This window comes from Paenibacillus sp. UMB7766-LJ446, assembly GCF_030226665.1.
In the GTDB taxonomy this organism is placed as follows: domain Bacteria; phylum Bacillota; class Bacilli; order Paenibacillales; family Paenibacillaceae; genus Paenibacillus; species Paenibacillus vandeheii.
This window is the reverse complement of the sequence record NZ_JASOYM010000002.1, coordinates 236,097-258,015: the sequence shown is the minus strand read 5'-3', so window position 1 is coordinate 258,015 and position 21,919 is coordinate 236,097. Positions and strand designations below refer to the sequence as shown.

General features: G+C 46.3%; 24 protein-coding genes. 5 read left to right on the top strand and 19 right to left on the bottom strand.

All coding sequences use genetic code 11. The features are described from left to right. Positions 1-83 precede the first annotated feature (83 nt). The 11 genes from QP794_RS06160 to QP794_RS06110 all read right to left on the bottom strand — a co-directional run bounded on the left by QP794_RS06160 (position 84) and on the right by QP794_RS06110 (position 10,375). Positions 84-623: a glycerol-3-phosphate responsive antiterminator gene (locus QP794_RS06160; protein ID WP_024633302.1), complete on the bottom strand. Its 540-nt coding sequence runs from the start codon at positions 621-623 to the stop codon at positions 84-86. 249 nt (positions 624-872) lie between these two features. Beyond that, a complete protein-coding gene (locus QP794_RS06155; RefSeq protein WP_285075399.1) occupies positions 873-1,712 on the bottom strand; it encodes an ABC transporter permease in 840 nt (279 codons plus the stop codon). Further along, positions 1,709-2,872 (bottom strand): extracellular solute-binding protein, encoded by a 1,164-nt coding sequence (locus tag QP794_RS06150; protein WP_079349068.1) that lies wholly within the window; start codon positions 2,870-2,872, stop codon positions 1,709-1,711. The genes QP794_RS06155 and QP794_RS06150 overlap by 4 nt, the downstream gene beginning before the upstream one ends. Before the next feature lie 14 nt (positions 2,873-2,886). Then, positions 2,887-3,927, bottom strand: coding sequence for an ABC transporter ATP-binding protein (locus QP794_RS06145; RefSeq protein ID WP_024633299.1), 1,041 nt, complete (start codon positions 3,925-3,927; stop codon positions 2,887-2,889). Between the two features lie 42 nt (positions 3,928-3,969). Beyond that, on the bottom strand, positions 3,970-4,794 hold the full coding sequence (locus tag QP794_RS06140) for an ABC transporter permease (protein WP_024633298.1): 825 nt from the start codon (positions 4,792-4,794) through the stop codon (positions 3,970-3,972). After that, a complete protein-coding gene (locus QP794_RS06135; RefSeq protein ID WP_285075398.1) occupies positions 4,770-5,834 on the bottom strand; it encodes a LacI family DNA-binding transcriptional regulator in 1,065 nt (354 codons plus the stop codon). The genes QP794_RS06140 and QP794_RS06135 overlap by 25 nt, the downstream gene beginning before the upstream one ends. Beyond that, complete coding sequence (locus QP794_RS06130) at positions 5,819-6,571, bottom strand: glycerophosphodiester phosphodiesterase (RefSeq protein WP_285075397.1); 753 nt, start codon at positions 6,569-6,571, stop codon at positions 5,819-5,821. The genes QP794_RS06135 and QP794_RS06130 overlap by 16 nt, the downstream gene beginning before the upstream one ends. Next, the gene (locus QP794_RS06125; RefSeq protein WP_285075396.1) at positions 6,568-7,647 is read right to left on the bottom strand and encodes a CehA/McbA family metallohydrolase; all 1,080 of its coding nucleotides are present in this window, start codon (positions 7,645-7,647) and stop codon (positions 6,568-6,570) included. The genes QP794_RS06130 and QP794_RS06125 overlap by 4 nt, the downstream gene beginning before the upstream one ends. Further along, positions 7,644-8,150 (bottom strand): hypothetical protein, encoded by a 507-nt coding sequence (locus QP794_RS06120; protein ID WP_285075395.1) that lies wholly within the window; start codon positions 8,148-8,150, stop codon positions 7,644-7,646. The genes QP794_RS06125 and QP794_RS06120 overlap by 4 nt, the downstream gene beginning before the upstream one ends. Before the next feature lie 204 nt (positions 8,151-8,354). Beyond that, on the bottom strand, positions 8,355-9,353 hold the full coding sequence (locus QP794_RS06115) for a VanZ family protein (RefSeq protein ID WP_285075394.1): 999 nt from the start codon (positions 9,351-9,353) through the stop codon (positions 8,355-8,357). 293 nt (positions 9,354-9,646) lie between these two features. After that, complete coding sequence (locus QP794_RS06110; RefSeq protein WP_285075393.1) at positions 9,647-10,375, bottom strand: HXXEE domain-containing protein; 729 nt, start codon at positions 10,373-10,375, stop codon at positions 9,647-9,649. 256 nt (positions 10,376-10,631) lie between these two features. On the opposite strand from QP794_RS06110, the gene QP794_RS06105 reads away from it, so the two are divergent. After that, entirely contained in the window at positions 10,632-11,573 is a 942-nt protein-coding gene (locus tag QP794_RS06105; RefSeq protein WP_285075392.1) for an NADP-dependent oxidoreductase, read from the top strand. 94 nt (positions 11,574-11,667) lie between these two features. Here the strand turns inward: QP794_RS06105 and QP794_RS06100 are convergent, their stop codons facing one another. The 4 genes from QP794_RS06100 to QP794_RS06085 all read right to left on the bottom strand — a co-directional run bounded on the left by QP794_RS06100 (position 11,668) and on the right by QP794_RS06085 (position 14,893). Continuing rightward, positions 11,668-12,183, bottom strand: a complete 516-nt coding sequence (locus QP794_RS06100; RefSeq protein ID WP_285075391.1) for a hypothetical protein — start codon at positions 12,181-12,183, stop codon at positions 11,668-11,670. A gap of 98 nt (positions 12,184-12,281) precedes the next feature. Next, a complete protein-coding gene (locus QP794_RS06095; protein ID WP_285075390.1) occupies positions 12,282-13,067 on the bottom strand; it encodes an ABC transporter permease subunit in 786 nt (261 codons plus the stop codon). Next, entirely contained in the window at positions 13,060-13,962 is a 903-nt protein-coding gene (locus tag QP794_RS06090; protein WP_285075389.1) for an ABC transporter ATP-binding protein, read from the bottom strand. The genes QP794_RS06095 and QP794_RS06090 overlap by 8 nt, the downstream gene beginning before the upstream one ends. Continuing rightward, positions 13,943-14,893: an ABC transporter ATP-binding protein gene (locus QP794_RS06085; RefSeq protein ID WP_285075388.1), complete on the bottom strand. Its 951-nt coding sequence runs from the start codon at positions 14,891-14,893 to the stop codon at positions 13,943-13,945. Before QP794_RS06085 ends, QP794_RS06090 begins: the two co-directional genes overlap by 20 nt. A 178-nt stretch (positions 14,894-15,071) precedes the next feature. Between QP794_RS06085 and QP794_RS06080 the strand changes: the two genes are divergently transcribed. Then, positions 15,072-15,689, top strand: coding sequence for a TetR/AcrR family transcriptional regulator (locus tag QP794_RS06080; protein WP_285075387.1), 618 nt, complete (start codon positions 15,072-15,074; stop codon positions 15,687-15,689). Positions 15,690-15,881: 192 nt separating this feature from the next. Here the strand turns inward: QP794_RS06080 and QP794_RS06075 are convergent, their stop codons facing one another. From QP794_RS06075 to QP794_RS06065, 3 genes are all read right to left on the bottom strand, one after another. Beyond that, positions 15,882-16,772, bottom strand: a complete 891-nt coding sequence (locus QP794_RS06075) for an SDR family NAD(P)-dependent oxidoreductase (protein WP_285075386.1) — start codon at positions 16,770-16,772, stop codon at positions 15,882-15,884. Between the two features lie 186 nt (positions 16,773-16,958). After that, a complete protein-coding gene (locus QP794_RS06070) occupies positions 16,959-17,534 on the bottom strand; it encodes a TetR/AcrR family transcriptional regulator (protein ID WP_285075385.1) in 576 nt (191 codons plus the stop codon). Positions 17,535-17,574: 40 nt separating this feature from the next. Next, positions 17,575-18,195 (bottom strand): TetR/AcrR family transcriptional regulator, encoded by a 621-nt coding sequence (locus tag QP794_RS06065; protein ID WP_285075384.1) that lies wholly within the window; start codon positions 18,193-18,195, stop codon positions 17,575-17,577. Between the two features lie 172 nt (positions 18,196-18,367). Between QP794_RS06065 and QP794_RS06060 the strand changes: the two genes are divergently transcribed. Further along, entirely contained in the window at positions 18,368-19,549 is a 1,182-nt protein-coding gene (locus tag QP794_RS06060) for a YhgE/Pip domain-containing protein (RefSeq protein WP_285075770.1), read from the top strand. A gap of 162 nt (positions 19,550-19,711) precedes the next feature. Here QP794_RS06060 and QP794_RS06055 read toward each other — a convergent pair whose 3' ends face one another. Next, complete coding sequence (locus QP794_RS06055) at positions 19,712-20,422, bottom strand: SDR family NAD(P)-dependent oxidoreductase (protein ID WP_285075383.1); 711 nt, start codon at positions 20,420-20,422, stop codon at positions 19,712-19,714. A 104-nt stretch (positions 20,423-20,526) separates the two neighbouring features. On the opposite strand from QP794_RS06055, the gene QP794_RS06050 reads away from it, so the two are divergent. Beyond that, the gene (locus tag QP794_RS06050) at positions 20,527-20,886 is read left to right on the top strand and encodes a MerR family transcriptional regulator (RefSeq protein ID WP_285075382.1); all 360 of its coding nucleotides are present in this window, start codon (positions 20,527-20,529) and stop codon (positions 20,884-20,886) included. Positions 20,887-21,063: 177 nt separating this feature from the next. Continuing rightward, entirely contained in the window at positions 21,064-21,891 is an 828-nt protein-coding gene (locus tag QP794_RS06045) for a helix-turn-helix transcriptional regulator (protein WP_285075381.1), read from the top strand. The last annotated feature ends 28 nt before the right edge of the window (positions 21,892-21,919 follow it).

The window sequence follows — 21,919 nt, the reverse complement described above, 5'->3', positions numbered from 1 at the left end:
ACCCTCCTTCAACATCAAGGTTGTATTGATTTACTTACCACCGGGTTTTCTCGTCGTCTCCACCCAAGGATAAATGTATGAAATTAATTCCAGAATTTCTCGTGTCCTACGGAAACAAAATCTGCTCCGCTCTTTAATGCTTGTTGTATTTCTTCCTCGTGCCGGATAAGGCCTCCCACAATCAAAGGCTGTGTAATGCGTTCTTTCAGTTCTTGAATGACTCGAGGCATAAGCCCTGGCATCAGTTCAACCTCATCCGGCTTGTAGCTCATAATCATACGAACCGCAGTCGTTATTGCTGCCGTATCAATGGCGAATATGCGCTGGATGCTTAAGATGCCCGCTTGCTTCGCGGCAGAAACCGCGTTGCTCTTCGTCGTTACAATCCCGTCCACTTTAAACACATCAGCAAGATATTGAATGGCAGAGGCATCTCGTCCAATCCCGGATACCATCTCCGTATGCACATATACCTGTTTACCGCTTTGATGCAGACTGTCTATGATCGAACCAAGATTGGTTATGTTCCCTGTCATCAAAATCACTCGTTTAACATCGCTTGCTATCGCTTGTGAAATCTGTTCATCTACCGTAATGGAGGCTATGATCGGATAATTCTTCATGAGTCTGTCCTCATTCCCTCGTTTGTCATTTTAAATGTTAAAGCGTAAATATTCGTGATGTATCATCTTTATGTAAACGGGTTGTTAATTTCAGGTTATCTATTGGAACGATCATCGTTTCAAAAAATAAGCCGCTAAATGCTTTGCACTTAGCGGCTTTCTACTAACAGAACACTTGCTCATCTACCGATCTATATTTATTAATAATTCTGCAAAGTGATACGGTAATCATGCTCTTCTGCACCCCGTCTATATCTTTGCCCTCTCCTCCTCTGCCATCGACCGGATGTAGAAAGCACCCAGCACCGAGCAGAGCAGGAATGAGAAGAACGCGATCGCTGCGGCTTGTTCACGCTCCTGAAAGACGCTGAACACCTGCTGCATGGAGACACCCAGCATCTGCGGAGAATTGGCTCCGATGAGGTAGGGCGCGGTGAACGAGCCAATCACTCCCATGAAGACAAAGGTCAGGGCGACAAGAAATGTCTTGTACGACAGCGGGAAAATGAACCGTGTAAACAGCGTCAGTTTGCCTACGCCCACATCCTTAGCACTCTCAATAACCGACGAAGGAATGCCCGAGAGCGCGGAACTGAGCAGCATCGTCGTAAATGGAATGTTAAACCATAAGTTTGCGATGATGATTCCTTTTTCATCAAAAATGATGCGCGGCAGCGTAATCCCGACCACCTCAAGCATACGGGCTAGCCAGCCGTGGTTACCAAGCAGGTTGATCAGGCCGTAGGTGGCGATGACACCAGGGATAAACAGCGGGATCATGTACGTTTTACGAATCAGATTGACAATTGGCCCCTGGTTGAAGCGCATGTAAATCGCCAGCGTGTAGCTTACCAATATCACGGCAACACACGTTATGGCGGTCACCCGAAGCGTAAATACAATATTGCTCCGCATCCCCTTATCCGTGAACAGGTACGTATAGCGGCTCAGATCGTATCCGCCCGAACCGTTACTCAGGCTCATGATAAAGGATTGCACGATCGGGATAATAACGACGATCAGCAGGATGGCGAAGGAGGGGAGCACCATCGCCAGGCCTGTAATCGACTGTCTGGCTTCCTTACTCATTTTGCGGCAACGTCGCTCTGCCAGCGTTTGTTAATCTCCGTGCCCAGATCCCCGATGTTGAACGTGCGGAAGCCTTCGGCCACACCGTCGAACTTATCTTGCATTTCCTGCGACATGTTGGAGAGCTCAATACCCGGGAAGCCGTTCATTTTGTCCACGATGACCTCCTGTGCTTCGGGGGACAGGACGAAATTAAGGAACTCGTTGATTGCTTCCTTCTTGTCTGACTCCTGGTTGACCATCAGGTAAGTCGGTCCACCGTTGAACCCCGGTGTTATCTGCTGCATCTTGATCGTATCTGGCAACAAACCTTCGTTCAGCTGCTGCAGCACCATGTCTGACCAAGCTGGAATTAAGGATACTTCACCATTCATCAACAGATCCAGTGTGCCCTGGTTTTTCTTCGGATAGATGCCCTTTCCGTAAACATACGGTCCGATCTCTTTGAGGGTATCAAAGCCGCCGTTCCACTTCTCCATGATTGCCGGATCAGAGTTGTGAATGTCTTCTTCTGGCAGATCCTTATAGACGATCGTCTGGACGAAAGAGCTGCCTGAACCACCCGTTGACGGGTCGTTATAAGCGAACTGCTCGGGGTTGGCTTTGATCCACTCCAGCAGCTCGTCCAGTGTAGTTGGCGGATTGGAGATTTTACTGCTGTCATAGGCCAGAACTACGGCTGAAGAGCGATACGGCACTGCGAAGTTGTCCACATCCTTCATCGTGTCCGCGTTGACTTTGTTCAGGTTCGGAATGTCTTTCTCGTTCAGCTGTGTCCAAATCCCGTCCTTTGTGCCCTGCGCGACGTAGTTGATGCCGTCCTCGTAAAGATCGATATCTCCTGAGCCCTTGCCCGCCTTCTTAGCAGCCACGATCCGGTCGTAGGTCGGCTCAGCGCCGGTACCAGACGGGATGTAGACCAGGTTCACATCGATATCCGGATGCTCTTTCTCGAACATCGGCTCCAGCGAATCCCACAGGTCCTTGACGTTTTGTGAGCCAGTAAAATAGAAGTTAAAAGATACCGGATTACCCGATGCCGCAGCATTTCCATCGGTGGAGCTGCTTGTATTCTCGCTTCCGCTTCCACACCCGGCCAGCAGTGACATGGACAATCCCACAACAGTCAACAATGATACAAATGGCTTCTTCAAACGCATATCATTCATCCTCCTCAGTTCGATTCAGCGACCGGGAATCCGGTCATTTTCGATATCGAGATCCCAACGTCTTTTCCTACCTGCAGCTGCTCAACGAATTCCTTGTTCAGAAAAGCACGTATGATGCCGAATTCCATCAGTTCCACGGTAACTTCCGCGTAATGTCCCAGAATCATCACCTGCTTGACCTTGCCTGCCAAAATACCTTCACCCATCGTGGTACTGCTCACCTGAACGTCTTCTGGCCGGACCGCCGCCGTCACCTGTCCGCTTAGCCCCTTCTCGTTCGGTAGGCTAAGACTTCCAATGTGTATGCTCTCCCCTTCCGCCACCCCCTTCAAGAAATTCATTTTGCCGATAAAACCGGCGACATACAAGGAAGCCGGCTCATCGTAAATCTTCTGCGGCTGAGCAATCTGCTCGATGTGCCCATGATTCATGACGATAATGCGGTCAGATAACGACAGTGCTTCTTCCTGATCATGCGTGACAAAGACCATCGTGAGACCCGTCTTCATTTGGATCTCGCGCAGTTCTTCGCGCATTTCGTGCCGCAGCTTGGCGTCCAGTGCCGAGAAAGGCTCGTCCAACAGCAGTACCGCCGGGTTAAGCAGCAGGGATCGAGCCAGCGCAACCCGCTGCTGCTGTCCACCCGAAAGCTCGGCCGGATACTTCTTCCCGAAGCCCGACAGCCGGACCAGCTTGAGCGCATCCTCGACCGCGGTGCGGATCTCTGCCTTCGGCATTTTGCGGATCTTCAGGCCGAACGCCAGATTGTCGTATACCGACATATGCGACCACAGATTATAGCTCTGGAACACCATCGAGGTTGGCCGTTTCTCTGGTGGAAGCTGAATGACACTCTTGCCCTCGATCAAGATGTCACCGGAGTCCGGTTCCAGAAAACCCCCGATGCTTCGTAGCACAGTGGTTTTGCCGCACCCCGAAGGACCCAGGAGGGTGACTAGCTCGCCTTTTTCGATATCAATGTTGATGCCGCTGACCCCGTCACCGGTTTTGTAGCGTTTGGCTAACTCTCGTACAGACAACTGCATGCTTCTGCCTCCCTTTGCCCCGGTATAGTGACCGAAGCATTTCTATTTCATTTGAAAACCGCTCGCCAGCACGTCCGCGCTCACCAGCCGCTGGGCTGCTACCAGCAAGATAATGGTTGGCAGCGTCAGGATGATCGAGAATACGGCCCCGGCACTACTCGGAAAATCGGAAATGATGGAGTACATGACGATTGGCATCGTTTTGTAATCGGGAATGCCGACCAGGAAGGTCCCCTGCGCTTCGTCGAGCGAATTCAGGAACGTGAAGATCGAAGCGACCACGATGCCCGGCATTGCCATTGGTAGTGTGATGCTGCGAAAAACTTTGAACGGGCTCGCCCCAACGTCTCGTGCCGACTCCTCCTGTGCACGGTGCACGTTGCGGAAAGCGGACGTTGGAATCCAGGTCATGAACATCAACACATTAATCATATGAATCAGCACAACACCGAGCAGCGTATTCATCAGGCCGATCCGGTAGAACAGGACTGCGATGGAGACGTACAACCCCATTTTCGGAAAGGCATGCGTCAGCAGGAACGAAAACAGAAACATCCGCTTCAGCGGAAACTGAAGTCTTGCGAAGGCGTACGCTGCCGGGATGCAAACGACGATAGACAGCAGTGTCACCAGGGTGGCAATGAGGAACGATAGGGAGATCGACGAGACGATATCGTCCTTCGCCAGCACGAACTCCCACCATTTGAAACCCCATACCTGGGGCAGAATGTCCGGATAATTCCACTTTTCGCTAAAAGCAAGCACCAGCAGGTTGACCAGCGGACCCGCGAAAAAAACGGCGAACACAGTCAGTAGCACAAACTCGATAATTCTTCTCGGGCCTACGTGTTTCCAGTACCACAACATGTCCCATCCTCCTTTCCATTTGTCGATTGACGAACGATCACTTCGCTTTCGTATTCAATCAGGCGCGGCACGCTCCCCTCGCCGCTGATCAGGTGGTCCAGAATGGATACCGCGTCTCGGCCTATACCGGACGCATCCACACTGACAGTCGTCAGCGACGGGTGATACATCCCCGCCACTTCGGTATTGTCGTAACCCATTACGGACACTTCCTCCGGAATGCGGACGCCGCGCTCCATCAGCAGTTTCATGGCGCCCAGTGCCAGCATGTCATTCGTGCTAAACAGAGCGCTATATCCTCCCTCCAGGAATGCCGCATAGTGCTCTTCCATCAGCTTCCGGCCTGAATCGAAACTGGATTCCGAAGACTCGACGACGGTAAACCCGTCCTGGCCGGAACAAACGCCGAGGGATTCGAGCCGCTTGCGGAAGCCCGCCAGTCGCAATGAGTGGCTCCGATGCTCACCCGGTCCGGCGATGATGAAGAATTTGCGGTGTCCACACGCATACAGATGTTCTGCCGCCCGTTCTCCGCCGGATTCGTCGTTGCTCACAAGATGAACCACATCCGGATCCTCGGTCGATCCGTTCACCATCAGGTAAGGGATATTGAAGTTCTTAACGTAATCGATAACGTTCTTCTGCAGCCTGCTGACCAGAATGAGTCCATCGACCCGCTGCTCCAGCATATAATCGGTGGAGCGCAGCGACATCTCCCGGTCGGTCTTCAGGAAGATCGAGTAGCCCAGTGCTTCAGCAGCCATCAGAATCTCGTCGATGATTCTGCCGTACAGTGTGTGGGATACGATCGGCAGCCTGTCGCGAAAAACGATGACTCCGATGTTGTGCGTCCGCTTCGCGACCATCGCTCGGGCGACGGCGCTCGGCTTGTAACGAAGCTGCTCGACCGCCTTAAGCACGCGTTCCCTGACTTCGGGACTCGCGTATCCATTTCCGGAGATGACCCGAGATGCGGTAGATTTCGATACGCCGGCCAACTGCGCCAGCTCCCGCAGACTATGATTCAGTTTATTGTCCAATCCCTATTCTCCTCTGCACATTCCATTTCTCCCCGGACGGCGATCAGCTTCGCCGGATCGCGGGTTGTTATCGAATTGACGCCCAACTGCGCAAGTCGCCGCATGTCGTCCGCCTCCGTAACTGTCCAGACGTAGAGATCCAGACCATTCCCCCGTACCGCTTCCATTAGTTCTGGCCGCACTGCCTGATACGGTACGTTAAGCCCGAAGCAGCCGGCTTCGCGGCCTTCTGCACAGGCCTGGAGCATTGCCTCGTCGTAGGGCAGACTTCCGAAGCTTTGCATGTTCACATTAAGCAGCCTACGGATGTGCGGCGCGTAGCGACCAGCTCTGACCGCCGTCCCATAATTGCAGCCGCTGAGAAACACCATTTCCGTCATACCCATCCGTTCGACCAGGATGGACACGGGCTCGAGGGCACTGTCCGTTTTGATATCGAGATTCATGATTTTACCGGCTTCCCGGATCTGCCCAAGCACATCCTGAAGGGTCGGAATTGGCACCGACAAGCTGGCATTCAACTCTTTCAGCGTTAATTCTGCTAGGCTACCGCGGCTTCCATCCGCCAAAGTAATATCGTCGTCATGTGCGAGTACCGGTACGCCGTCCCGAGTCGACCGGATATCATCTTCGTAAATATCCACGCCAAGTGTCAGAGCCGCCTGAAGCGACTCATAAGAATGATCGGGATGACCCATGCAGCCGGTGTGGGCCGTGACCAGCGGAAATTTGTTCATCGCGGGTATCCTCCTTCTTCGAAATAAATCGCGTTGGTAAAGGCAATCCGAACATAAGCGCCTTGCACCGTTCCCCACAACTCGGAGCGAATCCACCTGCGGGGAATATTAGGCGTGGACTCCGTCAGTTGGGCTTCGAACTGCATCATCTGTCCGTCCAATGAATAAGGTACTTCCAGACTTAGTTCCTCGCCCAGATTGGAGCACAGCTTCAATCTGCAGACCTGCGTCGGCAGCGACCACAGTCCGGCGCGGACCGAGAAGTCCAGCGTCAAGTTCACCACCTGGATCGGCTGCGCTGCGGCTTCCGGTCTCTCGACTACCGATGGAACCGTAGAGCCGATCGGATAGTCAGAACCACCAGCGTTTAGCTTCAAGGTCAGCAGAGGACCAATGGTTACGGAAGCGCGCCCTTCCCGCAGCGCCTGAATCAGGGTTTGTTCATGTAAGGGTAGAGATACCGGATCACCACTCTCCTCAACTGCGCTGTCCTCGATACCGAGGTATGTGACCGATATCGGCTCTTCCGTTTCGACCTGCGCATGCCAGTCCCGGCCCGAAGTTGCGGCGATCCGATACCCTTCATTCAGCTTTTGTGTCCACAGATCAAATGCCCGCCGATTGTTTGTCTGTATGGAAGGGAACGTTCCGGACCAGACTTCGATATAATCGACGGCGGACCAATTTCCGATCTCGTATTCCCAGAAGCAGCCGGTACAAGCCGGACTGCCGATGCGGAACGGATGGGCAAGCCCGGCGATTCCCCCGAGCCGATGTACGGCTTCAATCCCCTCATCGATCCTATCCCGATCTACTTGACGCCAGTCGGCAAAAGCGTTCAATCCTATCGTCACCATATGACCGTAAAAGGTCGTCCACTCCATGCCGGGAATAATTCGAAGTCCGTATTCCCGCTCCAGTTCTTCTTTGCCGATCAGGCCGGACATCGTGTTATGGTCAGTCAGCGCGATGGCGTCGAAGCCCAGATTGGCCGCCCCTGCCGCCAGCTCCTCCAGCGTCTGGCTGCCGTCGCTGTGCAGCGTATGTGTATGCAATTCGCAGGCGAGCCATTTCATACGATGTCCTCCTCCGTCGTCCAGATTTGCAGCCGGTAATCGCAGATATCTGTCACGATACAGTGCAGGCTGAGTGTGACGCTCCAGGAGCCGGGAACCAGCTCACCCGGCATGAGACCGGGTGAAGCATCTCGCTCCGATACGAACAACTCCTGCACCTCATCCTGGCGGTGGCACGCTCCTCGATATCCCCGCGCGTCGTCCAGCGAGAGTGTGATCAAATTTTTCAGGGGGAGGTGCCTGTCGGCATTCTCCATTGCGAATTCCCGATTTTCCGGCAAAATGTATAAGTCATAACTATTCTTAAGTAGCTGCAGCGCCTTCTCCCGATTCTCGAGCGTCTTCGGCGCATATTGTAATCGAAGGTTCAGCTTCCCACAGCCCTCGTTTAACTCAAAAGGAATGCGGATATGTGTCTTTGAATCCTCAGGAGACGCATATCCTTGTAGATCCAGCAGCTCCATTACGCCGCACCGCCTTTCATCTTTTGGTTGTCTTCGCACGGCTTTCGTGATGCAAAGTTGGATGAGTGTGGGACCGTTCCCACATCTATCACTTATGTTACGGGAAAAAAATCAGACCCGTATCTGCATCATGTTAATGTTCTGTAAATACAAAAAAGACCGATCTTCTATTAAAAGAAGATTGGTCATCTTATCTTTTGATCGCTAAATTGTTTTCGCACTGCATACAAAGGGCTTTCAATTTCACTTGAATACTTCTTTAATCGGATCAGTAATCATGTTTATCATTCTTTGGCCTTTGTTCACCTCGGTTAGAGTAACATCCCACATCACGATATTGGTGTTCGGATTTGTACCGTTGTCGAGAACTTTGATGGTCAGTTCTTTGGTACCCTTCAGAGTAAACTGAAAAGAGTCCGGTTCACGCTCTCCTCCCAAACTGATGGAATAGATTTCTGCTCCGTCTGCGATAAAGATGATTTCGTTTCTATCGCTGCTTGCAGTGTCATCAGCATTTCCTGATATGGCGACATAGCCCTCAACCTTTGCATAATTGCCGTTTAATAGATATGAAAACGCATTGTTTTTTCTGTTTTCCAGGCTGTACAGATTGAGTTGAGGTTCAACCTGAGTCGTTCCCGCAGCAAAGGTGGTCAGATTTGCATCCCATTGCACAGTCCCTTCGTTGACCGCAAGTTCATTCAGAGCCACGACTTCTCCGTTAACGTTATCTAAATAATGATTGATGCCTCCTACAACAAGAATCATTCCGGTAGAAATGACTACCGCTGTCAGGGCGATTTTAAGCATTCCCTTAAATGTATCTCTATGCTGTATTATGATTCGCTGTGACCAATACCCTACTGCTGCTCCTAATGTATTTATGATGATATCGTTGATATCAAACGCCCCCAAGCGGGAGAACATTTGAATCAACTCTATAACCGTGATGCCCATCATAAAAAAGCAGATAAATCGGGTGAAACTGCAACGATACAGAAGCGGGATGACCATTCCAAATGGGATAAAAGCAAGAAAATTGCCTAAGTCAAAGAACCAAATTTGAAAGTCTCTTCCCATAGGAAAATGCAAAGGAATACCTTCAAATGTTAAATGGTATCTTAGACCTTGGTCAGGGATAAAAGAAGACCTATTAAAACCTACAAATAAAAAGAATAAAGTTAATATCGTGTATAACCCCAACAGAACAACGACGATTCTCCGTGACTTCCCTTGATACATACAGCAAATCCTTTCTGGTCTGTGTTATCGCTACTTTTTGCAAAAAAAAACACACGACAGCCAGCAAGGCTATCGTGTAGCGTTAATAGTAATTTTTTGAGAAAAGCCATAACCCATAGAGGCTTGTGGATATTCTGTTTCGTTGCTATCAGTATAAGAGAATACTTTAAGCGTTGTCAATTACGCTGACTCACCTGTTGTTTCAGCTCTGAAAATTGGCAATGAAGCTTGGATTCATCTTTTGTTCACTAAGCTTTTTTGTTAATGCAGTTCGAGAAATCCCCTCTTTGCATTCATGCCCTTGGTTGAATGAGTTTGCCATGGCGCCACTTTTCTGCAAGCCATGAGATCAACAACACCAATCCCCCGTTTATCACTTGAATAAATACGACAACATCGCTGCTGATTACACCATTAATAAATAACATGGCCGATCCAAGTAAGACTGTATGCGCAATAATGGATACGAGAATCACGGTGAACATAGCTGCATAGCTCAATTTGTGTCTTCCGAAACAAGCATAAGCACACCATCCTGAAAGCGGAAGAAAGATCACGATTGAGGTCAGAAGCCCAGGTGTGTAACCTATCCCCGTTAGCACAGGGACAATATGAGATAAGGCATTTACAAACATAATGCCATACATAGCTAAACCGATTAATGGATGACGTCGACTCAATAATGCAGCTATTGGTGCCACGACCCATACAATCGAAAGATTGATTGCTGTAAAGAAGGCGTTCGGTGGCGTTCCTCCAACAGAATTGGCCGTGTTAAGAATGGTAGCAAACGTTTCCGGAAATTCATGTAGACGGCCGTAGATATCGATGCCGTATTCCTCAAAGTTATGAATCAAATAGGCTACCGCACCGAGCCAGGATAACCAAACAATATCGTACCAACGCGATTTGGTCATATCACTGCGTAAACGATTCGTCTGAAATAACAAAAATAGCAAAAATAGTGCTCCAGCGCCTCCAATGAATGGCCAAGCGATATCAAACCAACTTAAATTATTCATTTGTATCCTCCTCATCAATGAGTCGAGTAAAAGTTGTGAACCATGAAATAGTGAAGCTTTACTTGACCTTTTTCTTTCCAAAGGTATGTTTAACATTCTTCAGGAACTCACTTAACAAGAAAACAAACACTCAACACAGGCGATTATACTGTTGATTGAATATGAACAACCTGTATTTTAAGATAGAATCAGATCGAATGACGATCAACACGTTGTTCATTGGATATTACAATATAGAATCAGAGGTGCATTTAAAATGAAGGCAGTCAGATATCATCAATATGGTGCAGCAGACGTTCTGAAGTATGAAGAAGCACCAATTCCAGTAGTACAGGAAGATGAAGTGTTGATCAAAGTAGCAGCAACAGCCTTCAATCCGGCTGATGCCATGATTCGAATGGGTGCGTTGAAAGATTTTCTGCCACTAGAGCTGCCCTTCACTCCAAACGTGGACGTGTCCGGTGTCATTGAGAAAGTTGGCGAAACGGTTACAGGGCTGAATGTAGGCGATGAGGTATATGCTTTTCTCGATATGTCCAGAAATGGTGCTGCCGCAGAATATGTAGTCAGCAAAGCGGTTGATGTTGCTCTTGCGCCTAAAAACATTAGTCTTCAGGATGCTGCTGCTATTCCAGGTGGAGCGATGACAGCATGGCAAGGTTTATTCCACAATGGACATTTGCAATCCGGACAGCGTGTATTGATTACAGCAGCTGCTGGAGGTGTCGGTTCCTTTGCAGTTCAGTTAGCTACATGGAGCGGTGCTTACGTCATTGGTACAGCTTCGGAGAGCAGTTTCTCTGATCTTCAACAACTGGGTATCGATGAAATCATCGATTACAAGAACGAATCTGTAGAAGAGAAAGTGACAGAGAAAGTGGATCTGATTTTCAATCTCGCCCCCCTTTCTTCCGAGGAAGTTACGAAATTGCTAAACATACTCAAAGAAGGCGGCACCCTTGTTACTGCTCTGAATCCAGCCGATGAAGACGTGGCGAAAGAATTGGGAGTTCAAGCAGTAAGAATGGCTGTGCAACGTAATGCAGAGCAATTGTCTCAAATTGCTAAGCTTGTAAATGATGGTCACATCAAACCGTATATTACAGAAAGACATCCGTTAAGCAGCCTGACTTCCGTTCATGAAAAAATGGGGCAAATGCGCGGAAAAGTTCTTCTGCTCGTTGAAGATATTAAGTAAATAAATCATGCGTTAACTTGCACAATATAAAAAGCAGTTCATCTTTGATGATGGACTGCTTTTCATATTGTACCGTTGTCTTTGCTATATCGGATTAATTCTCTTGCTCTTCGGCCTGACTAGGCGGAGCCATCAAACCTTTGACGGCACCCATGAACGGATGGATGGATTTAATCATGCCGTAGCCCATTTTCACAACCGGCATGAATTGCTGGATCATGCCGAACATCCGCAAACCGCCGCCAAGCATGCCTCCAGCCGAAGCCCCGCCAAGCCCGCCAAACAGCGAACCCATCATAGGCAGAAAGGATGAAACCTGCGCGCGCGACACTGTGCGTGAACGAGTAGACGGCTTGCGTGTGCCATTCACCCGTTTCCGGTCCTGGGAACGACCACTCTTGTTTCGTGAAACGACCTTTCGTTTGGAAGCACGGGAACTGCCCTCTTTGGTTACCTTGGGCGATATTGTTCCTCCCCCGGTAAGTACCAGGCCTCCGTTATTCACGTCAGAGATGTAACCGATGTACGTTTCACCACTATGAAGAGTCACGTAGACGGGACGGGTCTTATACCGTTTTGCCTTTAGACGTATCTCGTTGGTTTTAGCCATGGAATTTCACCTCACTCCACTGATTTACTTCAGTTTACGCGATAAGTGGACTTCTTGCCTGTGCGAATAGGACATCTGTGTTTGTCAGAGAGTAATAATTATAATGGCAAATCCTTGTTTTTGAAGATGCGAATGCCTAGGAAATAAAGTACAATGCCAACCACGACCAGTGAGACAAACTGAATCGTATAATTGCCTCCGTTTAAAATGGCATGTGTGTCGAAAAGCGAGTTCATCGATAGATACTTTAATTTTTCCAAACTGCTGTCCACATCTCCCATCAATTTAAGAAGGAAGAATGCCATTGGGATGCCCGCTCCCCACGCCAAGGAATTTTTCGTGAGATTGAATACGCAGGAGAAAAAGAATGAAATACTGCTGGTTGCAAACATTAAAAGGAACAAACCGAGGTTCAGCATGAAATAATTCGTCATATTGATATCCACATCACCCTGGAATACATGGATTGACGTATATCCCGCCAAAGTGATAATCAGGATCATCACGATGAGTGACGTGATCAAGTAAACGGCCTGAGTTAGAACCACCGTACTCCGCTTGGTCGGAGTCGAGAGCAGATAGGCCATAGACCCTCTATCAACCTGTGATGCGATGAGGCTGTTAGCGGTCATGATAATAAATACGATGGGCAGAAGTACACCCTGAATCCCATAGAAGGTTTTGGCCAGCATGCCCAGAAATGTAGCCTCTCCTAACAGGCTGGCTAGTGGGGTGTCTTTGACCATGCCCGACATATCAGAGATGGTGCTTGCATCAAACACCGCTATGAGAATGACATGTAATGCCGTCATGATGATTGTAAAAATGAGCCATAATTTGATATTGGCCTTTAGCGTTTGTTTGAAAATCGGTTTGCTAAGCATTGATGTTTTCCTCCTCGTAAATCCCTTTGAAGTAATCTTCAAGCGTATACTTTATCTCTTTCATAAATTTGATTGGGTACCTCTTCAAGGTTCCAAATAACACGTTGATCTCCGCATCGTTGATTTGAATCACCACTTGATTATGTTCATCGCGCTTCTTAACAAAATGAAACGGCTCCGATAAAAAGTGCTGATAATCTTCATGGGCTAAAAATTCGATTTTATACTCTTTGTTTTCATTATGCTTTACCTCGGAGGTGCGCTTGACCGCAATCAGCTTTCCTCCTTTGATTAGAGCTACTTTGTCACATGTATCCTCGACTTCCTCAAACATGTGGCTGGACATAAATATCGTTTTGCCCTTTTTCTTTTCCTCTTTCAAAATATCCACGAATTCAGCCCTCATCAGAGGATCTAACCCTGTCGTTGGCTCATCTAGTATCAAAATTTCAGGATCGGCCATCAAAGCAGCAACAATCGCCGTTTTCTGTTTCATCCCCTTAGACATTCTTTTCAGATTGGCTGTGGGATCAAGCTGCAATTTTTTGATGATACGTTCAGCGTAAGACATGTCCGTTAATCCTAAGACTTCGGCTTGCCTTCTTAGAAACTCTGTGCCCGTCGGTGCATCCGGGAAAGCAATCTCTCCAGGAATATAACCGATTAATTTCTTAATCTCGGCAGATTCCGTCCAGCTATTCATTCCATTGATAGTTACAGTCCCGTTATGAGGCTTCAAAAAGCCCATGATGTGCCGAATGGTCGTTGTTTTACCAGCTCCATTTGTACCAACGAAGCCAAATACCTCGCCTTTATCGATCGTCAGGTTGAGGTCAAATACGCCCTGTCCCTTTCCATAATTTTTGGTTAAATGTTTAATTTCGATGTAAGACATTAGGTGTCGCCTCCCCTGTAACCGTCGAGTTGCGGTCATAAAACTTCATGAAATAATCCTCTAAGGTGAATTTGATTTCGGAGAAAAACTTCACTTCATAATCGGAAATGAAGGAAATAAAGGTGTTGATATTCTGATCATGGATACGCAATATCACTTGTAGTTTGTGAGGCGTTAAGGAAACAACTTCTATGTTTTGTTGTGCTTTCACCTCATCCCCGAAGCGATTGAATGCTTCTTCGGTCAGCAATTCCATCTTGAATGTCTTGATTTCGTTACGACGTAAATCATCCGCTACAAAGGACGAGATTAAATGTCCATCCTTAATGATGGAAATTTTGTCACAAGTCGCATCAATTTCGGAAAAAATATGGCTTGAGATCAAAATGGTTTTGCCTTTTTCCTTTTGATCCTTAATGAACTCAATAAACAAATTTTGCATAATCGGATCTAATCCGCTTGTAGGCTCATCCAGTACCAGTACGTCTGGGTCATGCATGAATGCGGTGACGATGGCCAGCTTTCTTTTCATACCAAGGGACATCCGCTTTAAGCTCCCCGCAGGATTCAGCTCGAACTTCTCCATTAAAGCCTGCGTATGTGACATATCCGTGATGCCTCGCAAGCCTGCCATCATGTGAATGAACTGTGTCCCCGTAAGAGCTTCGGGCAAAGCGATTTCTCCCGGTAAATACCCCAGTTGCTTTTGAATGTCAGCCGCACGTTCCCAACTGTTCAGGCCGTTCACGAGAGTTTTTCCCTGCTGAGGACGGGAAAAGCCCATAATATGTCGAATCGTCGTCGTTTTACCGGCTCCGTTTGGTCCTAAAAATCCATACACTTCCCCTTTTTCAATGCTAAAGGAAACGTCGAAAATCCCGCGCTGATGGCCGTAATCCTTCGTTAAATGCTCAATCTCAATGACGGGCATGTTCAGATCCACCCTTTCTCTAATTCACGTCCAAAAGGACAACGTGTTGTTTATCTTGATGTTTTTAATTATAATGGCTATGTAACTGATCAACAATAATCAGAATCATGCGATGTGCCGGATATCCAACACTTTTTGCGATTGTGTATATTTTATTCATAAAGGAGCTGAATTATTGATGCGTGAGCCAAGCAACGACTTACGAATTATTCGAACCAGGGAGCTCATTCGGGAAGCATTAATCGATTTAATTGAGGAAAAAGGATTCGAAGCCATCACGGTGAAGGACATTACGACAAAGGCCAGAATTAATCGCGGAACCTTTTATTCGCATTATCAGGACAAATTTGATCTGATGGCACGAAGTCAAGAAGAGTTTATGAGCAATATGAGAGAAATCGTTAAACAAAACGTTACCGATACGAATGGGGATTTTAAGTCAAACGTTCCCGCTACGCTTCCCTTTAATGTCATGGTTTCCATGTTTGAGTATCTGGACCAAAACAGAAGGTTCATGAGAGCGGTATCCGGTCCCAATGGCGGTCAGTCTTTCCAAACCAAGATGAAGGACTTTTTGTGGAATACACTGTTTGTAAGAAAAGAATTTCCTCTGATTAAGCAAGAAAATTTGCTTGTCCCGAGTGAGTATTTAATTGCTTATTTGGCCTCTGCCCATATCGGCGTCATTGAACAATGGTTGAATAGTGACGGAACAGAATCTCCGGCAGAGATGGCCCGTATCCTTGCTACAATTACCGTGAAAGGCCCTTTTACTGCAGCTGGACTGGACAATTGATTCAATTTACATTCGGCCAATACTCGGCATATTTTGTTTTTAAAGCCAATAACATCAACATAAAAACGGCTGCCATTATAAGGCGCCGTTTTTATGAAGTGTTCTTCCCATTCAGCAGCTCTTTCCTGTAAAATTGAAACCAACTATATCTATACTTTGATCGCTCTACTTAAGGCGGGTTAGCTCATTATCTTAAACGCCGTGAAATTTTGAGTTTTGCAGGGTTTGGCCTCCATCGACGGTGATGTTAACTCCATTGATATAACTTGCACTGTCGGATGCCAGAAATAGAACCGCATTTGCAATATCGTCAGGATAACCAGGGCGGCCCAGCGGGGTTATTCTTGATAACATTTTGACTATGCCATTCTCGGCCAGATCGCTTTGTAATTTCTTCATCGATTCAGGTACTTTGGAACCCAATACATCCTCCACCATGGTGCCTTTAGACATAGCAGAAAGGCGTTCGGAGGTCATGGTAGCTCCAGGTGTCACTGCATTAACCAAAATGCTGTGTTCGGCCAATTCCTGAGCCATCGCTTGGGTGATATACCATAGTCCTGCTTTGGCCGCACCATATGCCACTAGTGGAGAAGCGACCTGAAAAGCAGCAGTCGACAAAATGTTAATAATACGTCCACCGTGACCTGCAGTGATCATCGCTTCGGCGGCATATTTGGCTAGAAAAAACGCCCCCTTAGTATCGGTGTCAAATGTCTTGTCCCATACTTCTTCAGTCATTTCCATTGCCGTACTTGCCGGAAATACAGCGGCATTATTTACCAGAATATCAATACGTCCGAAATTCTCCACTGCTGCGTCAATTACCTTTTTAGAATCTTCAACGCTGCTGGAATCAGCCTGAATACCGATGGCTTTTCCTCCCATTGCGGTGATTTTCTCTTCGACACGCTTCAGAGCCTCTGCCCCTCTGCCTGTCATCACGACTGAGGCACCCGCCTCAACCATTCGCATCACAATAGCCTCACCAATTCCACGGCTGCCCCCTGTGACGACTGCACACTTTCCCTCAAGTGATAACATACGATCATAAGCAATTGGATTAGGAATCGAAATATTCATAATAAAACTCCCTTCATTACAATATTCTTGCCTTTTCCTTTTACATATTGTCTTCTCCTATTACACAGAAAATAAACCAACAACGCGTTGTTTTAATCTGCAGTTTAATTATAATTAGAGTTTTCCAATTCAACAATGATCAGATCGGTTCAGTGTGTTGGATATCCAACAACATCATTAAATGTGTTATTTTCCAAAAAATTTGATTTTCACATAGATGATGGCCATTTCTTCCGGTGATTGTTGCATTTCATTGTTCAGCCAATCTTCAATGACACCAAGGTAAGCCGACGTGGCAAAAGCAGAAAAATAGGATTTGGGTATCGATTCATCTTCTAAAGTCTCAATGAAGTCCTTGAAAAATCCGTCTCTTAGAAACAACTTCATTTTCTGCGAAAAAGCCGGATCTCCTTTTTCTCCGAGCAGTCCTTTTAATAGCCGACTGTTTTCCTTTAAGTATTGGAATACCTCAACCAATGGAAAATAAGGAGTACTCTCCATATGGCACTGCATTATATCTTCATAGTTTAAGAGGTGCATACATTGTCGTAAGCCATTCAGGAATTCTTGCTCCATTTGTTCAATTAAGTCATATTTATCTTGATAATGAAGATAGAATGTACCCCGATTGATCTTAGCCCTCAGCGTCAAATCCCGAACCGTTACATTGCCGAAACCCTTCTCTTCTATCAAAATCAACAGGGTTTCCTTGATTAATCGGCGAGTTCTTTCTACCATTTGGTCATGTATTTTATCCGCCATATTCATCCATGCCCCTTTCAAAAATCTAGCAAAAAACCGTCTATTTTGTACTTCCTATTCCTCTCATCAGCGTTTCTAAAGGTCCCTGGCTTGTAATTTGAGTCATGATCAAGGCAACCTCCCGGGTCGATAGATCATTGCCTTGGGCCATCCAATGCGTTAATAGTCCGATATTGGCTGAGGCGGTAAAAGCTAAGAAGTAATCCCATCGAATAACCGTTTCTCTTGGGAGGTGGGATTCGAATTTTTGAATCATGCGCTTCGCCATCAGTTCTTTAAGCTGAATGGAGAGCTGCAAATCACCCTTGGGATCTAGCATGACGCGCAGGTAATCTGCGTGCGACAAAAGATATTCCAATATTTTAAGAATAGAAGGATAGGGTTCTCCACGCTCTGCATATGGCCGTACTTCCATCGGATTAAGATCAATCGCAAGCAACTGGATTCCTTCAAAAATCTCCTGCTTCAATTGGTCTACCAGATCAGCTACGTCACGATAATGCAGATAAAATGTGCCTCTGTTAATCTCTGCTCGTTCAGCCAGATCCATCACACTGATCTTGTTAAGCCCCTTTTCCATCGTCAATTCCAACAAGGCCTGACGAATCAACTTCTTCGTTCTGATCTTGCGTCGATCCATCTTATCTTCCTGATGATCCACTTCGCTCCACTCCTTATTGAACACCTTTTCGAATGGTGTTGATTAATGCCCATTTTATAAAAATGTGATTATTGTATTTCTTGGTGCAATTATTATAATCAACAATGTGAATGTTAATCAACATTATGATCATTATAAGGAGTGAAGTTTGTTGAATCTTTTCAAAAATAAGATGGTGCTGATATCGCCCATTCTTGCTTTGGTCATCATCTTTGTCTTTTCGTTGACGTTGTTTCCGTCGGTTCAGCCCCAGCCCAAGAATTTGCCCATTGCAATCGTAAACGAAGATGAGGGAGCAGAGATCCCTAATCAACCTAAATTGAATATGGGACAGAACATCGTGGAAATGATACAAAAAACAGCAGACTCAGGAAAGGATGAAGAACCGGCAGTAAAATGGGTTAACGTAAGCAGCCTGGCGGAAGTTCAAAAAGGGCTGGACCAAAAGGAGTATTATGCAGCATTCGTTATTCCTGCGGATTTTAGCTCTAAGCAGGCATCCCTTATGACAACAGCCCCTTCTTCGCCTGAGGTGCAAATTTTGATCAACCAAGGCATGAACACGGCGGCCTCCACTTTGGCAGGACAGATGCTAAACGGAATCGTCGATAATATGAATAACACGGTCCGTTCCCAATTAATGGAGGGATTCAAAGCTCAAGGAGCGACACTAACCGTAGAACAGGCATCTCTTTTGGTGAATCCTATCACCAAGAAAGTCACCAATGTGAACGGAATTGGTACACACAGCGCTAATGGTAACGCGCCGATTTCTTTGTTCCAGCCTCTGTGGATGTCCAGCCTGGCGAGTGCAGCCATTATTTTTATGGCGATAAAAAAAGTGCCGTCCCGTTCAAGAAGAGATCGTCTTACTTTAAAAATAGGACAGATTGTAACAGGAGCGGTCATCGCCGTTGTGGTGGGATTCGGCTTTGCCTGGATCGCTGATGGAATGATTGGGCTGCAAATTCCACAATTTACAGATACGGCCTGGTTCCTGTCCATATCTTTCTTCAGCTTTTTCCTCTTGATTTCGGCTGTGGTTTCCCTAGTTGGATTTGGCGGAATTTCCATTTTTGCACTACTGTTATTCTTTGGCGGACCGCTGCTGGCTCTAGCTCCAGAGATGATGTCCCCCTTTTACCGGGATTGGGTATACTCTTGGCTTCCAATGCGTTATATGGTAGACGGTTTACGGGAGTTATTCTTCTTCGGTCATGGATTGACCTGGAATACACCGTTATCCGTTCTGATTTGGATCGGACTTGCGGGTATGGCCGTCATTTTAGCCACTGCTTTCATGCCCGATCTCAAAAAGGAGAGCACGAAAGAGCTCCAGCATAATCTAAATTAGAGCAAATCGTTCCATTAAATGAACAATCACGAGTACCAGTACCACTAGATAAAATCATATTTTTTGCTATTCATCGTTTTAAAAAAACAGACGTACTAAGCGGATTCTCCGGCTTAGTACGTCTGTTTCTCAATGATTATAGCGAGCTTATGAAGCTATGAATTACCAGGCGTATACGCCCTTCTCATCCAAAAATTCACCGTTATGATGTTTGCCATCTGTCGCATACCCCACGATTATCGCAGCGGCTGCTTCTTTTGTTTTGCCGCCTTCAGCATTGCCATTAAGATCTGTTGATGTGAATCCAGGCGTTACCGCAAATACTTGAGCCCTGCTGCTTTTGAGTTCATAAGCCATCGAGACTGTCATGGCATTGTTGGCCGTTTTGGATGAATTATAATCGAATGCGTTTAAAGCAAATCCAGCGTTTTGCATATGATCCAGAGAAGCCATGTCGGTCGATACATTGATAATTGTGCCTTCATTGTCTTTAATTAACGGGAACAAACGCTGATTCAGACGGAAGGTTCCGAAAAAGTTGACTTCGAAAGCGTTCCGCAGATTCTCCTCTTTGGTATCCGTAAAAGAACGGGAGAACGCACCTGGCATACCTGCATTATTAATCAGAAGCGTTAAGTCCTGATAATTCTTGATCATCATATCGGCTGCCCGTTCAATGCTTTTCAAGTCAGCCATGTCAATTTGTACAAATTCGATATCTAATCCCTCGGAGATTAACTCGGAAACGGCGGCTTCTCCCCGTTCGGCACTGCGTGCACCAAGGATAACTTTCCAGCCTGCTTGACCTAACTGTTTAACGACTTCGAATCCTATTCCTTTATTTGCTCCTGTTACAAAAGCGGTCTTTTTCATGAGAATCCCTCTTTCTCTGATTTGATTTCATCTTTAACAATGTATAAGTTACTATGCTACACTTAGTGTAGGTCAACAATAAATTATTGAAAAAGAGGGCTGGCATGTTAACGATTGGAGAAGTGGCGAAGAAAGTCGAAATTGGAATCGGAGCGATCCGCTTTTATGAAAGAAAGGGACTGTTGAAACCAGCTGCGCGAAGCGAGCAAAATAATCGTCTGTACTCGGATGATGATTTGAACTGGCTCGTTTTTATCAAATGTCTTCGCGAAACCGGGATGAGTGTCGAGGACATCAAAACCTATTATGATATGGTAAATGAAGGAACCTCAACCCTGCCGAAAAGAATCAAGCTGATTCAAGATCAAAAGCAAAAGCTGCTGAAAGACATGGAGGAGAAAGAAGCTCAGCTTGTTCATTTGGATAACAAACTGGAGCGTTATTATCGCGGAGAAAATTATTAATATAAGCATTAGCACAAGCCAGACGTTGAACAAACAAAAGGCAGTCGATCACGATGATCGGCCGCCTTTTGTTTTTATATGTTGACAGTGATAATCGTTATCAATAATGTGGACATAGGTGTACAACGACTAATTTCAGGTTTATCGGCTTACTACTATCGAAATGAGGTACGCAACATGAAAATAGATGTGAATCAATTAGCAGAGCATTTTGCACACATTCCTTTTCAAGTAGAAGGAATATATCGATATGCTACCAATCCAGGGGTGCCTCACGCAGACTATACAAGCTCTTTTCCCGGGTTTGTTTTTCCACTTACAGGGAAGATCCAATTTCACTTTAATGGAATGCCTTATGTTCTTTCGCCAGGAAAAGTTGTGCACGGGGGAGCGAAAATGAAACTGGATAAAAAAATGTTTGATAACACCAACTGGGAGTATATCCTTGTTCAATATCGGATCTGTAACTCAGAACTAGAAAAGTCGAGCTTTTCTCATCAGCATTTTGAATTATTAACCGGACAATCTCCTCGTCTTCTCGAATTAATTATGCGACTTTGGCATGTGTATAATCAGCGTGGAGGCATTTCGATGTTTCAGACCGAGATGCTGTTTCGCGATGTACTGAACGAAGCCTTAATATGTGTTGTGAATAGGCAAATTAGCAGTGAATCACATGGTTTATTCGAACGGGTATCTAATTATATTCATGAATACTATTATCAAGGCCTTACAATATCATCGCTCGCAGAACAATATAACGTTAATCGAAATCGACTTTCTTACGTATTTAGAAAGTATTCAGGCATGGGGCCAGCAGAATATTTATTAAAATACCGCATCAACATGGCGCAAAAAATGCTATTTACAAGTGATGTTCCCGTACAGCAAATTGCACAAACTGTTGGCATTACTGACCCCTTTTATTTTAGTAAAGTGTTCAAGAAACAATTTGGTTTTTCTCCTACTGAATATCGACAGAAGTTCATCAATAATCCATGCTAACTTCAACAGGCATCCATTTTAAACAAAT